This is a genomic window from Micromonospora musae (genome assembly GCF_003626545.1).
In the GTDB taxonomy this organism is placed as follows: Bacteria; Actinomycetota; Actinomycetes; order Mycobacteriales; family Micromonosporaceae; genus Micromonospora; species Micromonospora musae.
In genome coordinates this window covers 228,980-244,249 of sequence record NZ_RAZS01000007.1, presented here as the reverse complement: position 1 = coordinate 244,249, position 15,270 = coordinate 228,980, and the positions used below count along the sequence as shown (strand labels likewise).

Sequence of the window (15,270 nt, the reverse complement as noted above, 5' to 3'; positions counted from 1 at the left end):
GACAGGAATCCATCGTCGACCGTCGTTGTGGTAGTCATGCGATGTGACGAGCACCCCGGTCGGCGTCGACCGCAGCCGGCCGGAGATCCACCGGGTCCGGCCGGAGGACGCGGCCCGGATGCGGGCGCTGCGACTGGAGATGCTCGCCGACTCGCCGTTGGCCTTCCTGGAGACCGTCGCCGACGCGGCGGCCCGGCCGCACGCGGAGTACGCCCTCCGGATCGCGTCCACCTCGATCGGGTCGCAGATCGCGCAGTTCGTCGCGGACCCGGGTGGGCGGCTGGTCGGGCACGCGGGCGGGACCGTGCTCCCCTCCGAGCCCGAGCTGACCGTCGTCTACGCCGTCTACGTGAGCCCGGGCTGGCGGGGCAGCGGGCTGCTCGCCGACCTCGTCGACGCGGTCGCGGCCTGGTCACGGGCGTGCGGACGGCCCGAGTTGATGCTGGAGGTCGTGGTCGGCAACGACCGCGCCTACCGGGCCTACGAGCGGCTCGGCTTCGTCGACACCGGCGTCCGCGTGCCACACCCGACCGTTCCGGCGATGACCGAACTCCAGATGCGGCGCGCCGCCTGAGCGCCGAGCCACGCCGACCAGCGCGGCCCGGCGCCCGGACCCGGGCCCTACCGGCAGGGCCCCGGCATCCGGCTCAGGCGTGGCGGCGGGACTGGACGATGCGGAAGCGGTTGGCGACGTACGCGCCGTCGGTGAGGGCGGCGTTGGCGGCCGCGTTGGCGCCGCTGCCGTGGAAGTCGGAGAAGGCCGCCGACTGGTTCACGAACACGCCACCGGTCAGGTTGCAGGAGAGGTGCACCCCGACCTCGATCGCCACCGCCTCGGCCGCGTCGAGCACCGCCTCGTCGGTGGAGTAGACGCCCGCGGTCAGCGCGCCCTTCTCACCCACCGTGCTGCGCAGGATCTCCAGGCTGTGGCCGGTCGACCGGGTCGGGATGACGAACGAGATCGGCCCGAACCACTCCCGCCCGTAGGTCGCGGTGTCGTCCGCGGAGACCTTGACCACCGCCGGCGTACGGACCACGGCGCCCGGGAAGGACGGGTGCTCGACCGTACGCGACTCCAGCACCGCCGCGCCGACCTTGGTGACCTCGTCCAGCCGCTCCAGGACACCGTCGTTGACGATCGCCCCGGTCAGCTCGACCCCGCGGGCCGCGTCGGCGGTGAGCTTGCCGACCGCCGCGGCGATACCGCCGGCCACCTCGTCGAAGCTCTTGTGCCCCTGGTCGGTCTCGATGCCGTCGGCGGGGATCAGGATGTTCTGCGAGGTGGTGCACATCTGTCCGCTGTAGAGGGTGAGCGTGAAGCCCAGGTTGCGGCAGAGCCCGGCGAAGTCGTCGGTGGAGTCGATCACGACCGTGTTGAGGCCGGCCTTCTCGGTGTAGACGGAGGCCTGCCGGGCGTTCGCCTCCAGCCAGTCGCCGTACTCGGTGGAGCCGGTGAAGTCGACGATCTTCACGGCCGGGTGCAGGGCCAGCGAGGAGGCGAGCTTCTCGCCCGGCGCCTCGGCGGCGAGCAGCATCAGGTTCGGGTCGAAGCCGGCCTCGGCCAGCACCTCCCGGGCGTACTTCACGGTGATCGCCAGGGGCAGCACCGCGCGCGGGTGCGGCTTGACGATCACCGGGTTCCCGGTGGCCAGCGAGGCGAAGAGCCCCGGGTACGAGTTCCAGGTCGGGAAGGTGTTGCAGCCGACCACCAGGGCCACGCCGCGGGGCACCACGTGGAACGTCTTGGTCATCCGCAGCGGGTCACCCTTGCCCGCGGCCTTCTCCCAGCCGGCCGTCCCCGGGTGCCGGGTCATCTCGGCGTACGCGTACGCGAGCGACTCCAGCGCCCGGTCCAGCGCGTGCGCCCCGCCGGCCTGGAAGGCCATCACGAACGCCTGGCCGCTGGTGAACTGCACCGCGTTGGCCAGCTCGAAGACGTGCTTGTGCAGCCGGTCGAGGATCTCCAGGCAGACCCCGATCCGGGTCTGCGGGCCGGCGTCGCGCCAGGCGGGCAGGGCGGCGCTCGCGGCGGAGACCAGCTCGTCGACCCCGGGGTGCGGGTAGCGGACGCCGAGCTCCACGCCGAACGGGCTCGTCTCGGTGGCGACCCGGTCGCCTCCGCCCGGCTGGTCGAGCGGGAAGTCGCCGTTCAGGTACGCCTCGAAGGCGGCCTTGCCGTCGGCGGCGGCGGTCTCGCCGTAGACGCGCGGGCTGGGCGACTCCGGGTAGGCGGACCAGTATCCGCGCTCGGTGATCGCGGTCAGCGCACGGGTGAGGGTCTCGACGTGCCGGGCGTAGAGAGGGTGCGGGGTGTCCGTCATGCCCGTCATGATGCAACAGAAGGGTGCGCGATCAGTAGACCTGTGTCACAACTCAAATCGTCAGTTGCCAGTCCGTCCAGCCGTCCACCGGCCGGAAGCCGAGCTGCTCGTTGATCGCGATCATGTGGCTGTTGCTGGCGGCGTTGAAGGTGTCGATCGCGCGTACGGCCGGCTCGTGGGCGAGCAGATGACGCAGGTTCTCGACCTTCACGAGCAGGCCCAACCGGTGCCCACGGTGCTCCGGGTCGACGATGGTGATCTGCTGGAACGCGTGCCAGTCGGCGGACGGGCCGAGATCGAGCAGGGTCCACGCGACCAGCCGGCCGGACGCCACGTGCTGGGCGGCGACGTGATACTGCCGCCGGCCCCGCGCGGCCAGCGCCCGCTCGGTGCCCCGGATCCGCTCGGCGTCGACCTTCTCCGCCTCCCAATCCAGGTCGCCGAGGGGCGCGTCGGTGCTCAACCGCCCGTCGAGGTAGGCGATGTCGGCCACGTACTCCTCGGGCACGAGACCGTGCCACCGGAGCGTGCGGTAGCCCTCCGCCTGGGCCCGGGCACCGACCAGCAGCGCGTCCAGCGCGGCCTGGTCGACCCCGGTGGGGTCGAGCCGGCGCCGGATCTCGACGAGTGCGGGCTGCGCACCCGACGCGGCGGCGAAGGCGCCACCCGCCGCGTTGCGCGCCGGCCCGTCCGGCAGCGCCGAGACGGTCATCCCGATGACCCGCTTACGGCCCTGCTCGCGCAGCAGCCGTAGGCAGTGCTCGTGCAGGGCACGGCCGACGCCGTGGCGTCGGTACGCCGGGTGGACGGTGAGCTCGACGGTGGCGTTCTCGGTGTTGTCGAGCTGCGGCAGGTCCAGCGCCAGGTAGCCGGCGGGCACGCCGTCCAGCCGGGCCAACGCCCAGAGCGTGACGGTGCCCGGGAACGGGTGGCGCAGCATCGCCTCGAAGCGGCGGCGGCAGAACGGCGGGTAGTCGGGCACGTCGGCATCGTTGGCCGCGACGCCGATGCGGTAGGCCGCCTCGATCGCGGCGGGATCGGTGGCGTCGAACGGCGCGATCGTGATGCTCATGCCGCGAGCGTGCCCGCAGCAAGACGAACGGGCCAGCGATTAAATCGCCGGCCCGTTCGGAGGTTGGTCGGGAGGGACGATCGCACAACGCCTCCGGCGTTGGGTCGTAAGAACTAAAAGTCTTCGGCGAAACGCCCTCCCGCACGGAGCATCTTGCGCCGTCCGGTTCCTGCCGTCAAGTCCTTAGGGGCGGGTTTCTCGCACCCAGAGCGAAAAGCCGGTTACCCGGCGGATCGGCCGGATCCCCCGATCGGGCGAGCCACGAATGATCCACCCGACTTCGCGCGCCTCCGACCGGGGCGAACCCCGGCAACCCGGCAGGCGGGGAGGGACCGGGGCGGGTCAGCCGAGGAGGCCGGCGTCCCGGGCGGCGCGCAGCGAGGGGCGGATGCGGTGGGTGGGGCCGACCTGCCCGGCGACCGCGTCGATCGTCTTCAACCCCTCGCCGGTGTTGAAGACGACCGTCTCGGCGGACGGGTCGAGCTTGCCGGACTCGACGAGCTTGCGCAGCACCGCCACGGTGACGCCGCCTGCGGTCTCGGCGAAGACGCCGGTGGTCCGGGCCAGCAGGCGGATCGCGGCGCGGATCTCGTCGTCGTCGGCGTACTCCATCCAGCCGCCGGTACGCCGCACCGCTTCCAGGGCGTAGAGGCCGGCCGCCGGGTCGCCGATGTTCAGCGACTTGGCGATGCCGGTCGGCTTCACCGGGACGATCTCGTCCCGGCCGTCGTGCAGGGCGGTGGCGATCGGGTTGCAGCCGGCCGACTGCGCGCCGAAGACCTTCCAGCCGCCGGCCGGCGCCTCGACCAGTCCGATCTCGATCAGCTCGGTGAACGCCTTGTCGATCTTCGTGAGCAGCTCTCCGGAGGCCATCGGGATCACCACCTGAGCGGGGATCCGCCAGCCGAGCTGCTCCGCCACCTCGTAGCCGAGCGTCTTGGAACCCTCGGCGTAGTACGGCCGGACGTTCACGTTGACGAACGCCGTGTCCTCGAACTCGTCGGTCTCCACCAGCTCGCCGCAGAGCCGGTTCACGTCGTCGTACGAGCCGTCGACGGCGACGAGCTCGCCTCCGTAGACGGCGGTGGTGACGACCTTGCCCTGCTCCAGGTCGCTCGGGATGAAGACCACCGACGGCGCGCCCGCCCGGGCCGCGTGGGCGGCGACCGAGTTCGCGAGGTTGCCCGTTGACGCGCAGGCGAACCGGGTGAAGCCGAGCGCCCGGGCGGCGGAGAGCGCCACCGAGACGACCCGGTCCTTGAACGAGTGGGTCGGGTTGGCGCTGTCGTCCTTGACCCAGAGCGGGGCGGTGATGCCCAGCTCCGCGGCGAGGTGCGGGGCGGCGACCAGCGGGGTGAGGCCGGGATCGAGGGAGACCCGGGTCGCCGGGTCCTGACCGGCGGGGAGCAGGGCCGCGTACCGCCAGAGGTTGCGGGGGCCGGCCTCGATCTGCTCCCGGGTCACGGTGGCCAGCGCGGCCGCGTCGTACTCGACCTCCAGCGGGCCGAAACACTCGTAGCAGGCGTGCTGCGCGGCGAGCGGGTAGCGGGCCTGACAGGCGCGGCAGACGAGGGCGCGGGCGGGGCTGGCGGTGGTGTCGATGCCGGACGGGGCGATCGTCGACGTCATGTCGAGAAGTCCTCTCATCTTCCCCCGCATCGCACCGTGCGGCGGGGACGGAATTGGCACCTGCCCCGCCGGCGCTCGACGGTGAGCGCGTGGGGTGGTTGCCGGGGCGTCATCGGGCCGTATCCCTAAGCCCCTCTGGATGAGGTGTTCAGTTGTGCCGCCGAGTCTAAGCGCCCGGCGGGGTCGATTTCAGCGGGGCTCCCACGGTGTGAGCGGAGCGCTGCGCCGCAGCGGGTCCCTGGCCGGCCGGGTCTCCTCCCGTCGGCCCCGCTGAACCCAGGGGTGCGGCCGGGTCCGCGGCGGTGCGAGGATGCGGCGGTGACTCCTCGTCCCAGCCGTGGTCGGCTGCTGCTCACCGGTCTGCCGATCGCCGGCCTGCTGCTGCTCGGCGCCTGCACCGATGAGCACGCGGACGCGGGCGGGGACGGACCCCGGCCGGGCGGGAGGCCCGGAGCAGGCCCCACCGCACCCAGCGACGATCCGGCGAACGTCTGCCCGGTGTCGGGGGTCCGGATCCGGGCCCTCGGGACCAACGCGGCCATGGGGCTGCGGGCGCTCGGCCTGGAGCTGACCAACTGCGGCACGGCGGACTACGCGCTGAACGGCTACCCGTCGCTGCGGCTGCTCGACGCCGACGGCACGCCGATCCCAGTCCAGGTGATCGAGGGGGCGAAGGGCATCACCTCGGGCTTCGACGCCCCGCCCCGACCGCTCACCCTGCGACCCGGCGAGCGGGCCGGCGCCGCGGTGCTCTGGCGCAACCTGGTCACCGACTCGACCGTGGTCGCCACCAGCGGCGAAGCTCTGGAGGTCGCTTCGAGCGCCGGCCGCGCCCGGCAGGCCGTCGAGCTGGACGGCCCGATCGACCTGGGCAACACCGGGCGGCTCGGGGTGAGCGCCTGGAAACCGGCGGAGCCGACCACTCCGGCGCCGCCACCGGCACCGCCGCAGCCCAGCGGGGCGCCCTCGGGGGCGACCACCCTCGACCCCCGGGTGTGAGGGCCGCTAGGAGGTGACGTCCTTGCGGGTGAAGCGCCAGTACGCCAGCGCCCAGAAGAGCGTCGCGTAGCTGATCGAGGAGATCGTGCCGCGTACCACGTCGTCGGTCTGCACCGGAGTCGACAGCAGCCCGAGCCACGCGGTGCTGAAGTGGGTCGGCAGGAAGTCGCGCAGCACGCCGAGCGCGGTGATCTGGTCCAGGATGCTGGAGAGGATCCAGAGCAGCACCGCACCGCCGACCGCGCCGAGCGCGGCGTCCGTGCTCACCGAGAGCAGGAAGGCCAGACCCGCCACCACCAGCAGTACGACCGCCAGGTAGCCGAGCACCGCCAGCAGCCGGAGCAGCCCCTCCCCCGGCGGCAGCTCCGCGGCGACGGTGCTGCGCAGCGGCGACCAGCCGTAGCGGAGGGTGCCGGCGGCCAGGGCCGTGCCGGCGAGCAGCAGCAGCGCCAGCCCCGAGTAGGCGGCCGCGACCAGCAGCTTCACCGTGAGCAGCCGGGCTCGGGGCACCGGAGCGGCGAGCAGGTACCGCAGGCTGCCCCAGCTCGCCTCGCTGGCCACCGTGTCGCCGAAGAAGAGCGCCACCACCACGACCAGCAGGAACGACGCCGAGACGAAGATGCTGAAGAGCGTGAAGTTCAGCCCGCCCGACGTGGCGAACGAGATCAGGCTGCCGAACTCGCCGCCGCCGTTGTCGTCGTCGCCGGAGTCGAACTGGAACGCGATCAAGATGATCAGTGGCAGCAACACCATGAACCCGAGCGCCAGCTGCGTACGCCGACGGGACGCCTGCCGCCGGAACTCCGCCAGGAACGGCAGCGTCGCGGACGGCCGATAGCCGGCGGCCGTACCCACCGTGGACGTCCCCATCACCGGTCCCCGCTTCCCCGAGAGGTCTCGCCCACCAGGGCGAGGAACGCATCCTCCAGGCGGCGCCGCGGCACCACCCGGTCCACTCCGATCCCGGCCCGGACCAGCTCGGCCACCACCTCGCTGCGGGCCGTGCCGTTCGTGTCCACCACCAGCTGCCCGTTGCTCCCCGGCAGCACCCGCACCCCGTCGAGCCGGTCCAGCACGGTCCGCGCGGCATCCGGGTCGGTCACCTCGAAGAGCACACTCGGCGACTCGCCGATGATCTCCTCGACCGGCCCCGACGCCACGATCCGCCCCTTGTTGACCACCACGGCGTGGGTGCAGGTCTGCTCCACCTCGGCGAGCAGATGGCTGGAGACCAGCACCGCCCGGCCGTCGGTCGCGTAGCGCTGGAGCACCCGGCGCATCTCGGCGATCTGCGGCGGATCCAGCCCGTCGGTCGGCTCGTCGAGCACCAGCAGCTCGGGCAGGCCGAGCATGGCCTGGGCGATGGCGAGCCGCTGCTTCATGCCGTGGCTGTACGTCTTGATCTTCCGGTGTACGGAGTCGCCGAGCCCGGCGATCTCCAGCGCCTCGGCGAAGCGCGCGTCCGGCTCGGGGCGTCCGGTCGCCCGCCAGTACGCCTTCAGGTTCTCCAGGCCGGAGAGGTGCGGCAGGAAGCCGGGCCCCTCGACCAGCGCGCCGATCCGGGAGAGCACCGGGGAACCCGGCACCAGCCGGTGACCGAAGACGTGGATCTCGCCGGCGGTGGGCTGGGTGAGCCCCATCAGCACCCGCAGGGTGGTGGTCTTGCCGGCGCCGTTCGGCCCGAGCAGGCCCACCACCTGACCGGGGTGCACCTCGAAGTCCACGTTGGAGACCGCCACGAAGCCGTCCGCGTACTCCTTGCGCAGCCGCTGTACGACGAGCGGGACGTCCGCGTACTCCGGATGCACCGAACTGTCGTGGCGGCGGTGCCGGCGGCGGACCACGGCGACGACCACGACGAGCCCGACCACGATCGCGGCGAGCAGGCCGACCAGCACCCAGCGCCACACTGCCGCCGCCGTCGGGATCGGCTCGCCCGCCACGGCGGGAAGCGCGACCGGCGCGTCACCCGCCGCCACGGTGTAGACGACCGGCTCGGCCGGGCTCGCGTACGCCTGGTCGGAGGTCGCGACCACCACCCGGAGCCGGTGCCCGGACTCGAACCGGCGGACGATCGCCGGCAGCGTGACGGTGACGGGGCGGGCGTCGGCGAGCCGCTGCGGCAGACCGGTGAGGCGCACCGGGGCGATCAGGCCGTTCGGCAGGGTGGCCGCGCCGTTCGGGTCCACGTCGTAGAGCTTCACGAAGAGCACCGCCTCGCCGGTCGGGGACGCGGCCCGGATCGACACCGTGGGGGCGCCCACCACGTCCACCGCCTCGGCCAGCGGCGCCGACTCGAACCGGGCGTGCTGACCCGGCACGTCCCCGGCCACCCCGTCCAGCAGCGCGGAGAGGCCACCGGCGAACGGCACCGAGGAGATGGCGGCCGGGTTGCCGTTCGGCGGGTTGGCGATCTGCTGCTCGGGGCCGGTCACCGCGACGTCGGTGCGGCGCTCGCCGCCCGTGCCGGGGTAGTCGGTGGTGCGGTAGCCGGTGGCGACCAGCCCACGGTCCAGCGCGTCGAAGCCGGCGATCCGCGACCAGGTGAAGTCGTTACCGGGTGCCCCGCCCGCACCCTTCACGTAGTGGTCCAGCCACTGGACGGTCAGGAAGCGCACCCGGTCGGAGTCCGACTCCGGCCCGTCACCGCCGTCGTGCCCGCCGGTGAACCAGGCCACCCGGACCGGGGTGCCGTTCGCCGCGAGGCCGCGCGCGTTGGCGTCCGCCTCGCTGAGCGGGAAGAGGCTGTCCGCCTCGCCCTGCACGAGCAGAGCGGGGGCGGTGATCCGGTCCAGCACCCCGGCCGGGCTGGACCGCTGCAAGAGGTCCACCGCCGCCTGGTCGGCCCGGCCCGCGGTCGCGATCCGCAGGTACGCGGCGCAGACGTCCGCCGCGAACCGACCGCAGGACGGATCGGCCGCAGGCCCGGGTGCCCGCCCCGGACCGCTGCCCGGACCCGCGCCCGGGTCGGGGCTGGGCGGCCCGGCCGAGGCCGGCGCCCCCTGCGGCTGGGCCGCGACGTTGCCGGAGATCCCGGCCGGACCGGAGCCGACACTTCCGCCACCGCCGAAGAAGAGACCCGCCCAGCCCTTCTTGAACACGCCCGCCGTGGCCGGCCCGCCCGCGCTGTCGGGTACCAGGCTCCGGGACAGGTCGTTCCAGGTGATCATCGGAACGATCGCGTCCACGCGCCGGTCATGCGCGGCGAGGAGCAGGGCGAGCGCACCGCCGTACGAGCCGCCGACCACGCCGACGCGGGGATCCCCGGTGGCGTCGGTGCGGATCTCCGGCCGGGCGGCGAGCCAGTCCAGCAGCCGCTGCGCGTCGCGCACCTCGTAGTCGGGGCTGTCCAGGTGGATCTCGCCGCCGCTGCGGCCGAAGCCCCGCGCCGTCCAGGTGAGCACCGCGTACCCGCGGCCGGCGAACTCCTCGGCGTCGTCGCGTACCGACTCCTTGGTGCCGCCGAAGCCGTGCGCCAGCAGCACCGCCGGCACCTGGTGCCCGGGCGAGGCCTCCTCGGGCAGGTAGAACGTGGTGTCCAGGTCGACCGGTTGCTGGCCGTCCGGCCCGGAGCGCACGGTGAGCATGGCGGCCTCGGTTCGCAGCTCGGGACCGCGCGGCCGGACCGTCCAGCCGACGGCGACGGCCAGCAGCACGGCGACCAGTGCCGCGACGACCGCCCGACGGCCGGTGGGGAGGGCACGCCGGATCCGACGGATCGACAACCGCGATGTCATGCGGCACACGGTACGGGTCGATTCCTGAGCATTGGCTGAGATCTCCGTACCCGTCGTGACCGACGCCGGTGGGCCACGACGGCTAGGGTCGGACGGTGGCGCGACCCGACCTGACCCTGACCGCGAGCCTGCGCCCGGCGGCGCTGGACGCGCGGCGTGGCATCGTACGGCTGCACCCGGAAGTCCTGACGGCGCTGGACCTGCGACCGGGCTCCCCGGTCCGGCTCACCGGCCGGCGGCAGACCGCGGGGATCGTGGCGGCCGCGGAGCCGGGCGCGAGCAGAGCGCTGCTCTACGCCGACGACCTGACGCTGGGGAACCTCGGGATCCGCGCCGGCGGCGAGGTGACGGTGACCCCGCTCCCAGTGACCGCCGCCGACCGGGTCACCCTGGCCGGGCCGGTGGAGGTCGTCGCGGCGGTGAGCCCGGAGATGCTCCGGCTGGCGTTGCTCGGCAAGGTGGTCACCGCCGGGGACGACGTGTCGCTGCTGCCGCAGGACGTGCTGCCGGACGCCTCGGTGCGCAGCCTGGTGGCCGAGGCCCGGCGAAGCCTGGCGAACACCGTCGGCTACGCCTGGACGAGCAGCCTGCTCAGCGTGGTCGGCACCGAACCCGCCGACGGCGTGCTGGTCACCATGGAGACCCTGGTCGGTTGGGAACACGGCCCGGTCACGCACGGCTCCGCCGCCGTCCGTCCCGCGGCTGACTTCGCGGTCTCGGCCGACCTCGCGGTCGCGGGCGACTTCGCGGTTTCGGGCGAGGTCGCGGGTTCGGGCGAGGTCGCGGTTGCGGGCGACGCCGCCCGCACCGGTGCGCCGAGTGTGGACGAACTGCCCGGGCTGCGCGCCCAGGCCGAAGAGCTGACCGAGCTGCTCGACCTCGGCTTCCACCACCGGGAGGTGCTGAAGCGGCTCGGCACGACCGTCTCGCTCGGCGTCCTGATCAGCGGCCCCGCCGGTTCGGGAAAGTCCGCGCTGGTGCGCGCGGTGGCGGCGCAGGTCGAGGCCCGGGTCGTCGCGCTCTGGGCGCCCGAGGTCGCCGCGTTGAGCAACCAGGCCGCCGCCGAGCGGCTGCGCGCCGCCGCAGCCGCGCTCCGAACCGGCGGGCCGGCCGTGCTGCTGGTCACCGATGTGGAGGCGCTCGCCCCGGCCGACGGCCCGGGCCCGGTGGCCACCGTCTTCCGCCAGGTGCTCGCCGAGACGGTACGGGCCGGGGCCGCGGTCGTCTGCACCACCGGCCGCCCGGAGGCGGTCGACCCGGCGCTACGCGCCCCGGACCTGCTCTCCGTACGGATCGGCGTTCCGCTGCCCGACCCGGCGCTGCGCCGGGAGCAGCTCACCGTGCTCACCCGCCAGGTGCCCCTCGCCGAGGACGTCCGGCTGGACGAGATCGCCGGCCGGACCCCCGGCTTCGTCGCGGCCGATCTGGCCGCGCTGGTCCGGGAGGCGGGCGTCCGGGCGGCGTTACGCCAGAAGTCGGCCCCCACGCCGACGGTGGCGATGGCCGACTTCGTCGCCGCGCTGGAGGTGGTCCGGCCGACCACGATGGCGGGGTCCACCCTGGAGATCGCCGCCGTGACGCTCGACGACGTGGGCGACCTGATCGAGGTGAAGCAGACGCTCACCGAGTCGGTGCTCTGGCCGCTGACGTACCCGGACACCTTCGCCCGGCTGGGGGTGCAGCCGCCCCGCGGCGTCCTGCTCTACGGCCCGCCGGGCTGCGGGAAGACGTACCTGGTGACCGCGCTGGCCGGGTCGGGTCGGGCGAACGTGCTCTCGGTGAAGGGCGCCGAGCTGCTCTCGAAGTGGGTCGGGGAGAGCGAGCGGGCCGTCCGGGAGCTGTTCCGCCGGGCCCGGGAGGCGGCGCCCAGCCTGATCTTCCTCGACGAGGTGGACGCGCTGGCCCCGGTACGCGGCCAGGCCAGCGACGGCGGTACGACCGACCGGGTGGTGGCCGCCCTCCTCACCGAGCTGGACGGCGTGGAGGCGCTGCGCAACGTGGTGGTGGTCGGCGCGACCAACCGGCCCGACCTGGTCGACCCGGCGCTGCTGCGCCCCGGCCGGCTGGAGCGGCTGGTCTACGTGCCGCCGCCGGACGGGCCGGCGCGGAAGGAGATCCTGCGCGCCGCCGCGCGCAACGTCCCCCTCGCACCGGAGGTGGACCTCGCCGCGCTCGGCGACGAGCTGGACGGGTTCTCGGCGGCGGACTGCGCGGCGCTGGTACGCGAGGCGGCGCTGGCCGCGATGCGGGAGTCGCTGAGCGCCTCCACGGTCACCGCCGCGCACGTCGCGGCCGCCCTGGACCGGGTACGCCCGTCCCTGGACCCGGCCCAGGTCGCCCGCCTCGCCGCCTACGCCGCCACCCACCCCTCCCCCTAAACGTCCCACCCCACCCACCCCACCCACCCACCCCTGGTGATCCGCCCCCACCGTGTTGATCAAGAGGTTTGCGTCAGATTCCTCCTCGGACATGACGGCAACCTCTTGATCAACGCGGTCGACCCGGGAGGGAGGGGGAGGGGGTGGGAGGGGGTGGGGGTGGGTTAGTCGGTGGGGAGGAGGGGGCCCAGGGGGCCCAGGTCGAGGTTCAGGTCCTCCGGGGCGAGGCCGAAGTGCTCGCGCAGGCCGACCATCTGCTCCTCCAGCGCCATCAGCGTCACGCCGATCCGCTCGATCTGCTCCTCGGTGAGATCACCCAACTCCACCCGGCGCAGCGCCTGCCGCTCCATCAACTGCCGGAGCAGCTCGATCACGGTGAGCACCAGGCTGGCCAGCCCGCGCTCGACCGAGTCCCGGTCCACGGCGACCCGCCGATCCAGCGGAGTCACCCGGGGCGGCCGCCACTGCGGCGCACCCAGTGCGGCGGCCAGCTCGGCCGCCTCGTCCCGCCCGGTCACTGCCCGACTCCGAACGCCACATCGCCGGGCCCGAACCCGGGATCGGTCCCGAACCCCGCGTCGGCGGGCCCGACGGCACCGCCGGTCTCGGCAACGCCGCCAGTCCCGACGACGCCGGCGGTCCCGAACTCCGCGTCGCCGGGCCTGACGACGCCGCCGGTCTCGGCAGCGGCGCGGGCGGGGCCGAGGACGGCACCGGAGGCGGCGACGCCGAGCGCCGCACCGCCGCCCGAGACCTCGGCGGAGGACCAGGTGACCGGCTCGGGCGGGGCGAGCGCACCGACCGAGGCGATCAGGGCGCGCAACGAGATGCGGACCAGATCCACGTCGGCGATGGCGAGGGTGATGTCACCACTCACCACCACCCCGGTGGCCAGGACCCGGTCCAGCAGATCGACCAGGGCGACCGGCCGGTACGCCAGCGGATCGTCCGCGCTGCTCGGCGCGAGCGAGGTCGTCACCATGCCGGCCCCCGAACCACCGCCGCGCCCCGGCCCGGCGTCGACTCATGCGCCGACACCGGATCACCCGACACCAGACCGCTGGGCACCGGATCGCCGGGCACCGCCGCACCGCCCGACACCGCCGGATCGCTCGGCCTCGCCGGACCGTCCGGCACGGCCGGCACCGCCTCGTCAGCACGGAGCGACGCGGAGCCGCCCGGCGAATCGGCACCGGCCTCCGCCGGACGCTCCGTCACGAAGGAGTACGGCGGCCACGGGCCGGTGAGCTCCAGCCGCAGCTCCGGATGGCGCTCGGCGAGGGCCTCCACCAGACCGGCGAAACCGGCGACCGCCCCGGCATCCACGAGGTACGCGCCGTTGAGCGCCATGGCGGTCTCCGCTCCGGAGAGCCGGCGGTCCTGCGCGGGGTGCCGACGGGCGGCCACCGCGTACCGGGTGAGCGCCTCATGCACGGCCGCGGCGACCTGCGCGGTCTCCCGTTGCGCGTCCTCCCGGGCCACGAGCTGAGCGCGGCGCCGCCGCAGGTACGCCGTGCCGACCCCGCCCGGGCCGGTCGTCTCCTCGGCCCGGGGAGCGACACTCGGCACCACGTACCCCTTGACACCCCACTCGCCGCGACCGGTGAGCCCGTCGAGCAGGGTGACGAGTTCGCAACGCCGGTCGGCGAGCGAGGCGGTGACCGCCTCGTCGTCGTGGTGCACGGTCGCCAACCGGGCCGGCACGACTGCCCCCGCCCGGGCCAGCGCGTCGACGACCCGGTGATGTGCCCGAGCGGCCCGCTCCAGCCAGCTCAGGTCCTCCAGGTTGCGGCGCAGCGCCTGCTCGCCGTACTCGGCCAGCGAAACGGTGCTCACCACCGCCACCAGACCGTCGGTGCGTACCGGGCGCACCGGCTCGCCGGTCATCCCCGGCAACGTGCTCAGCAGCCCCAGCTCCGTCTCCCGGACGACGCCGTGCAGCCAGCGGCCGGACCCTTCGGCAGCGGATCGATCGTCAGCCGTCGAGCTCATCCCACTCCTCCCGTCGGACGTCCCGCCGCCGCGCCCGGGCCGCCACCCGGGGCCGACGCTCGGCCTCCACCTCTTCCGGATCGCGGGGGCCCGGCTCGACGGGTGGGCGGGCCCGGGAGCTGAGCCAGGGATCGTGCTCCCACCAGTCGATGCCGATCTGCCGTGCGGTGTCCACCGAGGCGATGACGAGCCGCAGCTTCAGCGTGAGCAGCTCGATGTCGAGCAGGCTCACCCGAATGTCACCGGCGATCACGATGCCCCGGTCCAGCACCCGCTCCAGGATGTCGCCGAGGTTGGCCGGCTCGTGCCCGGCCGGCAGGACCTGGCCGGAGTTCTGCACCACGGACGGCGTACTGGTCATCTCAGCCCACCTCGCCCTTCCCCCGCTGGTAGCGTCGCACCCGCCGGTAGCCGAGCAGGGCGCCGTCGATGTCGAGCTCCACCTCGTAGAGGCCGAGCAGGTCCGTCGACGCCGGGATGCGGCGGTCCTCGATCACCTCCACCCCGACCAGCCAGCCGTCCCGCACCGCCTTCAGCGACGTGGTCCCCACCGGTTCCCGGCCGGTCAGCTCGATGACCTGCCGCAGCCCCTCGCGGGCCGCCTCGGCGGCCGAGAGCGGCTCGACGTACTCCTCGTCGTCGGTCCACTCCTCCTCCGGTTCCGGCTCACGTCGGCGTGTTCGGCCGCCGTCGCCGCGAATCCGCTCCATCACGTACACCTCCCCCACCGTCTCGTCGCCGCTCCGCCTCCGCCCGCCGGGCCGGCTCGGCGGCGGGACGCGGGCGTCCACCGCGCGGACCGGCCGCGTCGCCGCGCCGCCGCGCCGGCCCGTTGCGGCGTACCACCGGCGCCCCGCCGTCGGTCTGCCGCTGCGCCGGAGACGCGCGCCCGGACGCGACGGGCGCCTGACGCACCGGAGCGCCGGTCAGGCGTTCCAGGACCTGCTGCTGCCGCCGGTCCCGCTCCTGCGGGGAGATCTCACCGGCGGCCGCCGCGGCGTCCAGCTCCTCCAGCTCACGACGGATGTTGACCGGGCTGTACAGCTGCGACTCCGCCTCCCGGGCGATCACCCTGAGCACCGCGGTCAGCCCGCGTACCGGCGCGTAGGGCAGGGTCAGCAGGCTCAGCAGGATGTCCACCG

The 15,270-nt window shown here is 74.0% G+C and carries 13 protein-coding genes, 2 pseudogenes and 1 riboswitch; of the genes and pseudogenes, 4 read left to right on the top strand and 11 right to left on the bottom strand.

Annotation, left to right across the window (positions count from 1 at the left end):
* Nucleotides 1-118: 118 nt before the first annotated feature.
* Nucleotides 119-574 carry a GNAT family N-acetyltransferase gene (locus D7147_RS21115; RefSeq protein ID WP_120680649.1) on the top strand — a complete coding sequence of 152 codons (456 nt, stop codon included), beginning with the start codon at nt 119-121 and terminating at the stop codon, nt 572-574.
* A 73-nt stretch (nt 575-647) separates the two neighbouring features.
* On the opposite strand, the gene paaN is transcribed toward D7147_RS21115, so the two are convergent.
* From paaN to thrC, 3 genes are all read right to left on the bottom strand, one after another.
* Nucleotides 648-2,321 carry a phenylacetic acid degradation protein PaaN gene (gene paaN, locus D7147_RS21110; RefSeq protein ID WP_120680310.1) on the bottom strand — a complete coding sequence of 558 codons (1,674 nt, stop codon included), beginning with the start codon at nt 2,319-2,321 and terminating at the stop codon, nt 648-650.
* A gap of 52 nt (nt 2,322-2,373) precedes the next feature.
* Nucleotides 2,374-3,393 carry a GNAT family N-acetyltransferase gene (locus D7147_RS21105; RefSeq protein ID WP_120680308.1) on the bottom strand — a complete coding sequence of 340 codons (1,020 nt, stop codon included), beginning with the start codon at nt 3,391-3,393 and terminating at the stop codon, nt 2,374-2,376.
* Nucleotides 3,394-3,735: 342 nt separating this feature from the next.
* Complete coding sequence (gene thrC, locus D7147_RS21100) at nt 3,736-5,022, bottom strand: threonine synthase (protein WP_120680306.1); 1,287 nt, start codon at nt 5,020-5,022, stop codon at nt 3,736-3,738.
* 11 nt (nt 5,023-5,033) lie between these two features.
* A riboswitch (SAM riboswitch) is annotated at nt 5,034-5,168 on the bottom strand.
* A gap of 172 nt (nt 5,169-5,340) precedes the next feature.
* On the opposite strand from thrC, the gene D7147_RS21095 reads away from it, so the two are divergent.
* On the top strand, nt 5,341-6,021 hold the full coding sequence (locus D7147_RS21095) for a DUF4232 domain-containing protein (protein ID WP_233563266.1): 681 nt from the start codon (nt 5,341-5,343) through the stop codon (nt 6,019-6,021).
* Nucleotides 6,022-6,027: 6 nt separating this feature from the next.
* On the opposite strand, the gene D7147_RS21090 is transcribed toward D7147_RS21095, so the two are convergent.
* Together D7147_RS21090 and D7147_RS21085 are read right to left on the bottom strand one after the other, a co-directional pair.
* Nucleotides 6,028-6,891 carry an ABC transporter permease gene (locus D7147_RS21090; protein ID WP_120680304.1) on the bottom strand — a complete coding sequence of 288 codons (864 nt, stop codon included), beginning with the start codon at nt 6,889-6,891 and terminating at the stop codon, nt 6,028-6,030.
* Entirely contained in the window at nt 6,891-9,758 is a 2,868-nt protein-coding gene (locus D7147_RS21085; protein WP_120680302.1) for an alpha/beta fold hydrolase, read from the bottom strand. Before D7147_RS21085 ends, D7147_RS21090 begins: the two co-directional genes overlap by 1 nt.
* Nucleotides 9,759-9,853: 95 nt before the next feature.
* Between D7147_RS21085 and D7147_RS33735 the strand changes: the two are divergent.
* Together D7147_RS33735 and D7147_RS21080 are read left to right on the top strand one after the other, a co-directional pair.
* Nucleotides 9,854-10,465, top strand: a pseudogene (locus D7147_RS33735) (AAA family ATPase); the annotation flags it as partial.
* A gap of 99 nt (nt 10,466-10,564) precedes the next feature.
* Nucleotides 10,565-12,136, top strand: a pseudogene (locus D7147_RS21080) (AAA family ATPase); the annotation flags it as partial.
* 164 nt (nt 12,137-12,300) lie between these two features.
* On the opposite strand, the gene D7147_RS21075 reads toward D7147_RS21080, so the two are convergent.
* The 6 genes from D7147_RS21075 to D7147_RS21050 are packed head-to-tail and all read right to left on the bottom strand — an operon-like array spanning nt 12,301 to nt 15,268.
* Nucleotides 12,301-12,654, bottom strand: a complete 354-nt coding sequence (locus D7147_RS21075) for a gas vesicle protein K (RefSeq protein WP_233563264.1) — start codon at nt 12,652-12,654, stop codon at nt 12,301-12,303.
* Nucleotides 12,651-13,118, bottom strand: coding sequence for a gas vesicle protein (locus D7147_RS33145; protein WP_120680298.1), 468 nt, complete (start codon nt 13,116-13,118; stop codon nt 12,651-12,653). The genes D7147_RS21075 and D7147_RS33145 overlap by 4 nt, the downstream gene beginning before the upstream one ends.
* On the bottom strand, nt 13,112-14,128 hold the full coding sequence (locus D7147_RS21065) for a GvpL/GvpF family gas vesicle protein (protein ID WP_120680296.1): 1,017 nt from the start codon (nt 14,126-14,128) through the stop codon (nt 13,112-13,114). The genes D7147_RS33145 and D7147_RS21065 overlap by 7 nt, the downstream gene beginning before the upstream one ends.
* Entirely contained in the window at nt 14,112-14,489 is a 378-nt protein-coding gene (gene gvpJ, locus D7147_RS33785; RefSeq protein WP_120680294.1) for a gas vesicle protein GvpJ, read from the bottom strand. Before gvpJ ends, D7147_RS21065 begins: the two co-directional genes overlap by 17 nt.
* Nucleotide 14,490: 1 nt before the next feature.
* Nucleotides 14,491-14,838 (bottom strand): gas vesicle protein GvpO, encoded by a 348-nt coding sequence (locus tag D7147_RS21055; RefSeq protein WP_120680292.1) that lies wholly within the window; start codon nt 14,836-14,838, stop codon nt 14,491-14,493.
* Nucleotides 14,795-15,268, bottom strand: a complete 474-nt coding sequence (locus D7147_RS21050; RefSeq protein WP_199734221.1) for a gas vesicle protein GvpG — start codon at nt 15,266-15,268, stop codon at nt 14,795-14,797. The genes D7147_RS21055 and D7147_RS21050 overlap by 44 nt, the downstream gene beginning before the upstream one ends.
* Between the last annotated feature and the right edge of the window lie 2 nt (nt 15,269-15,270).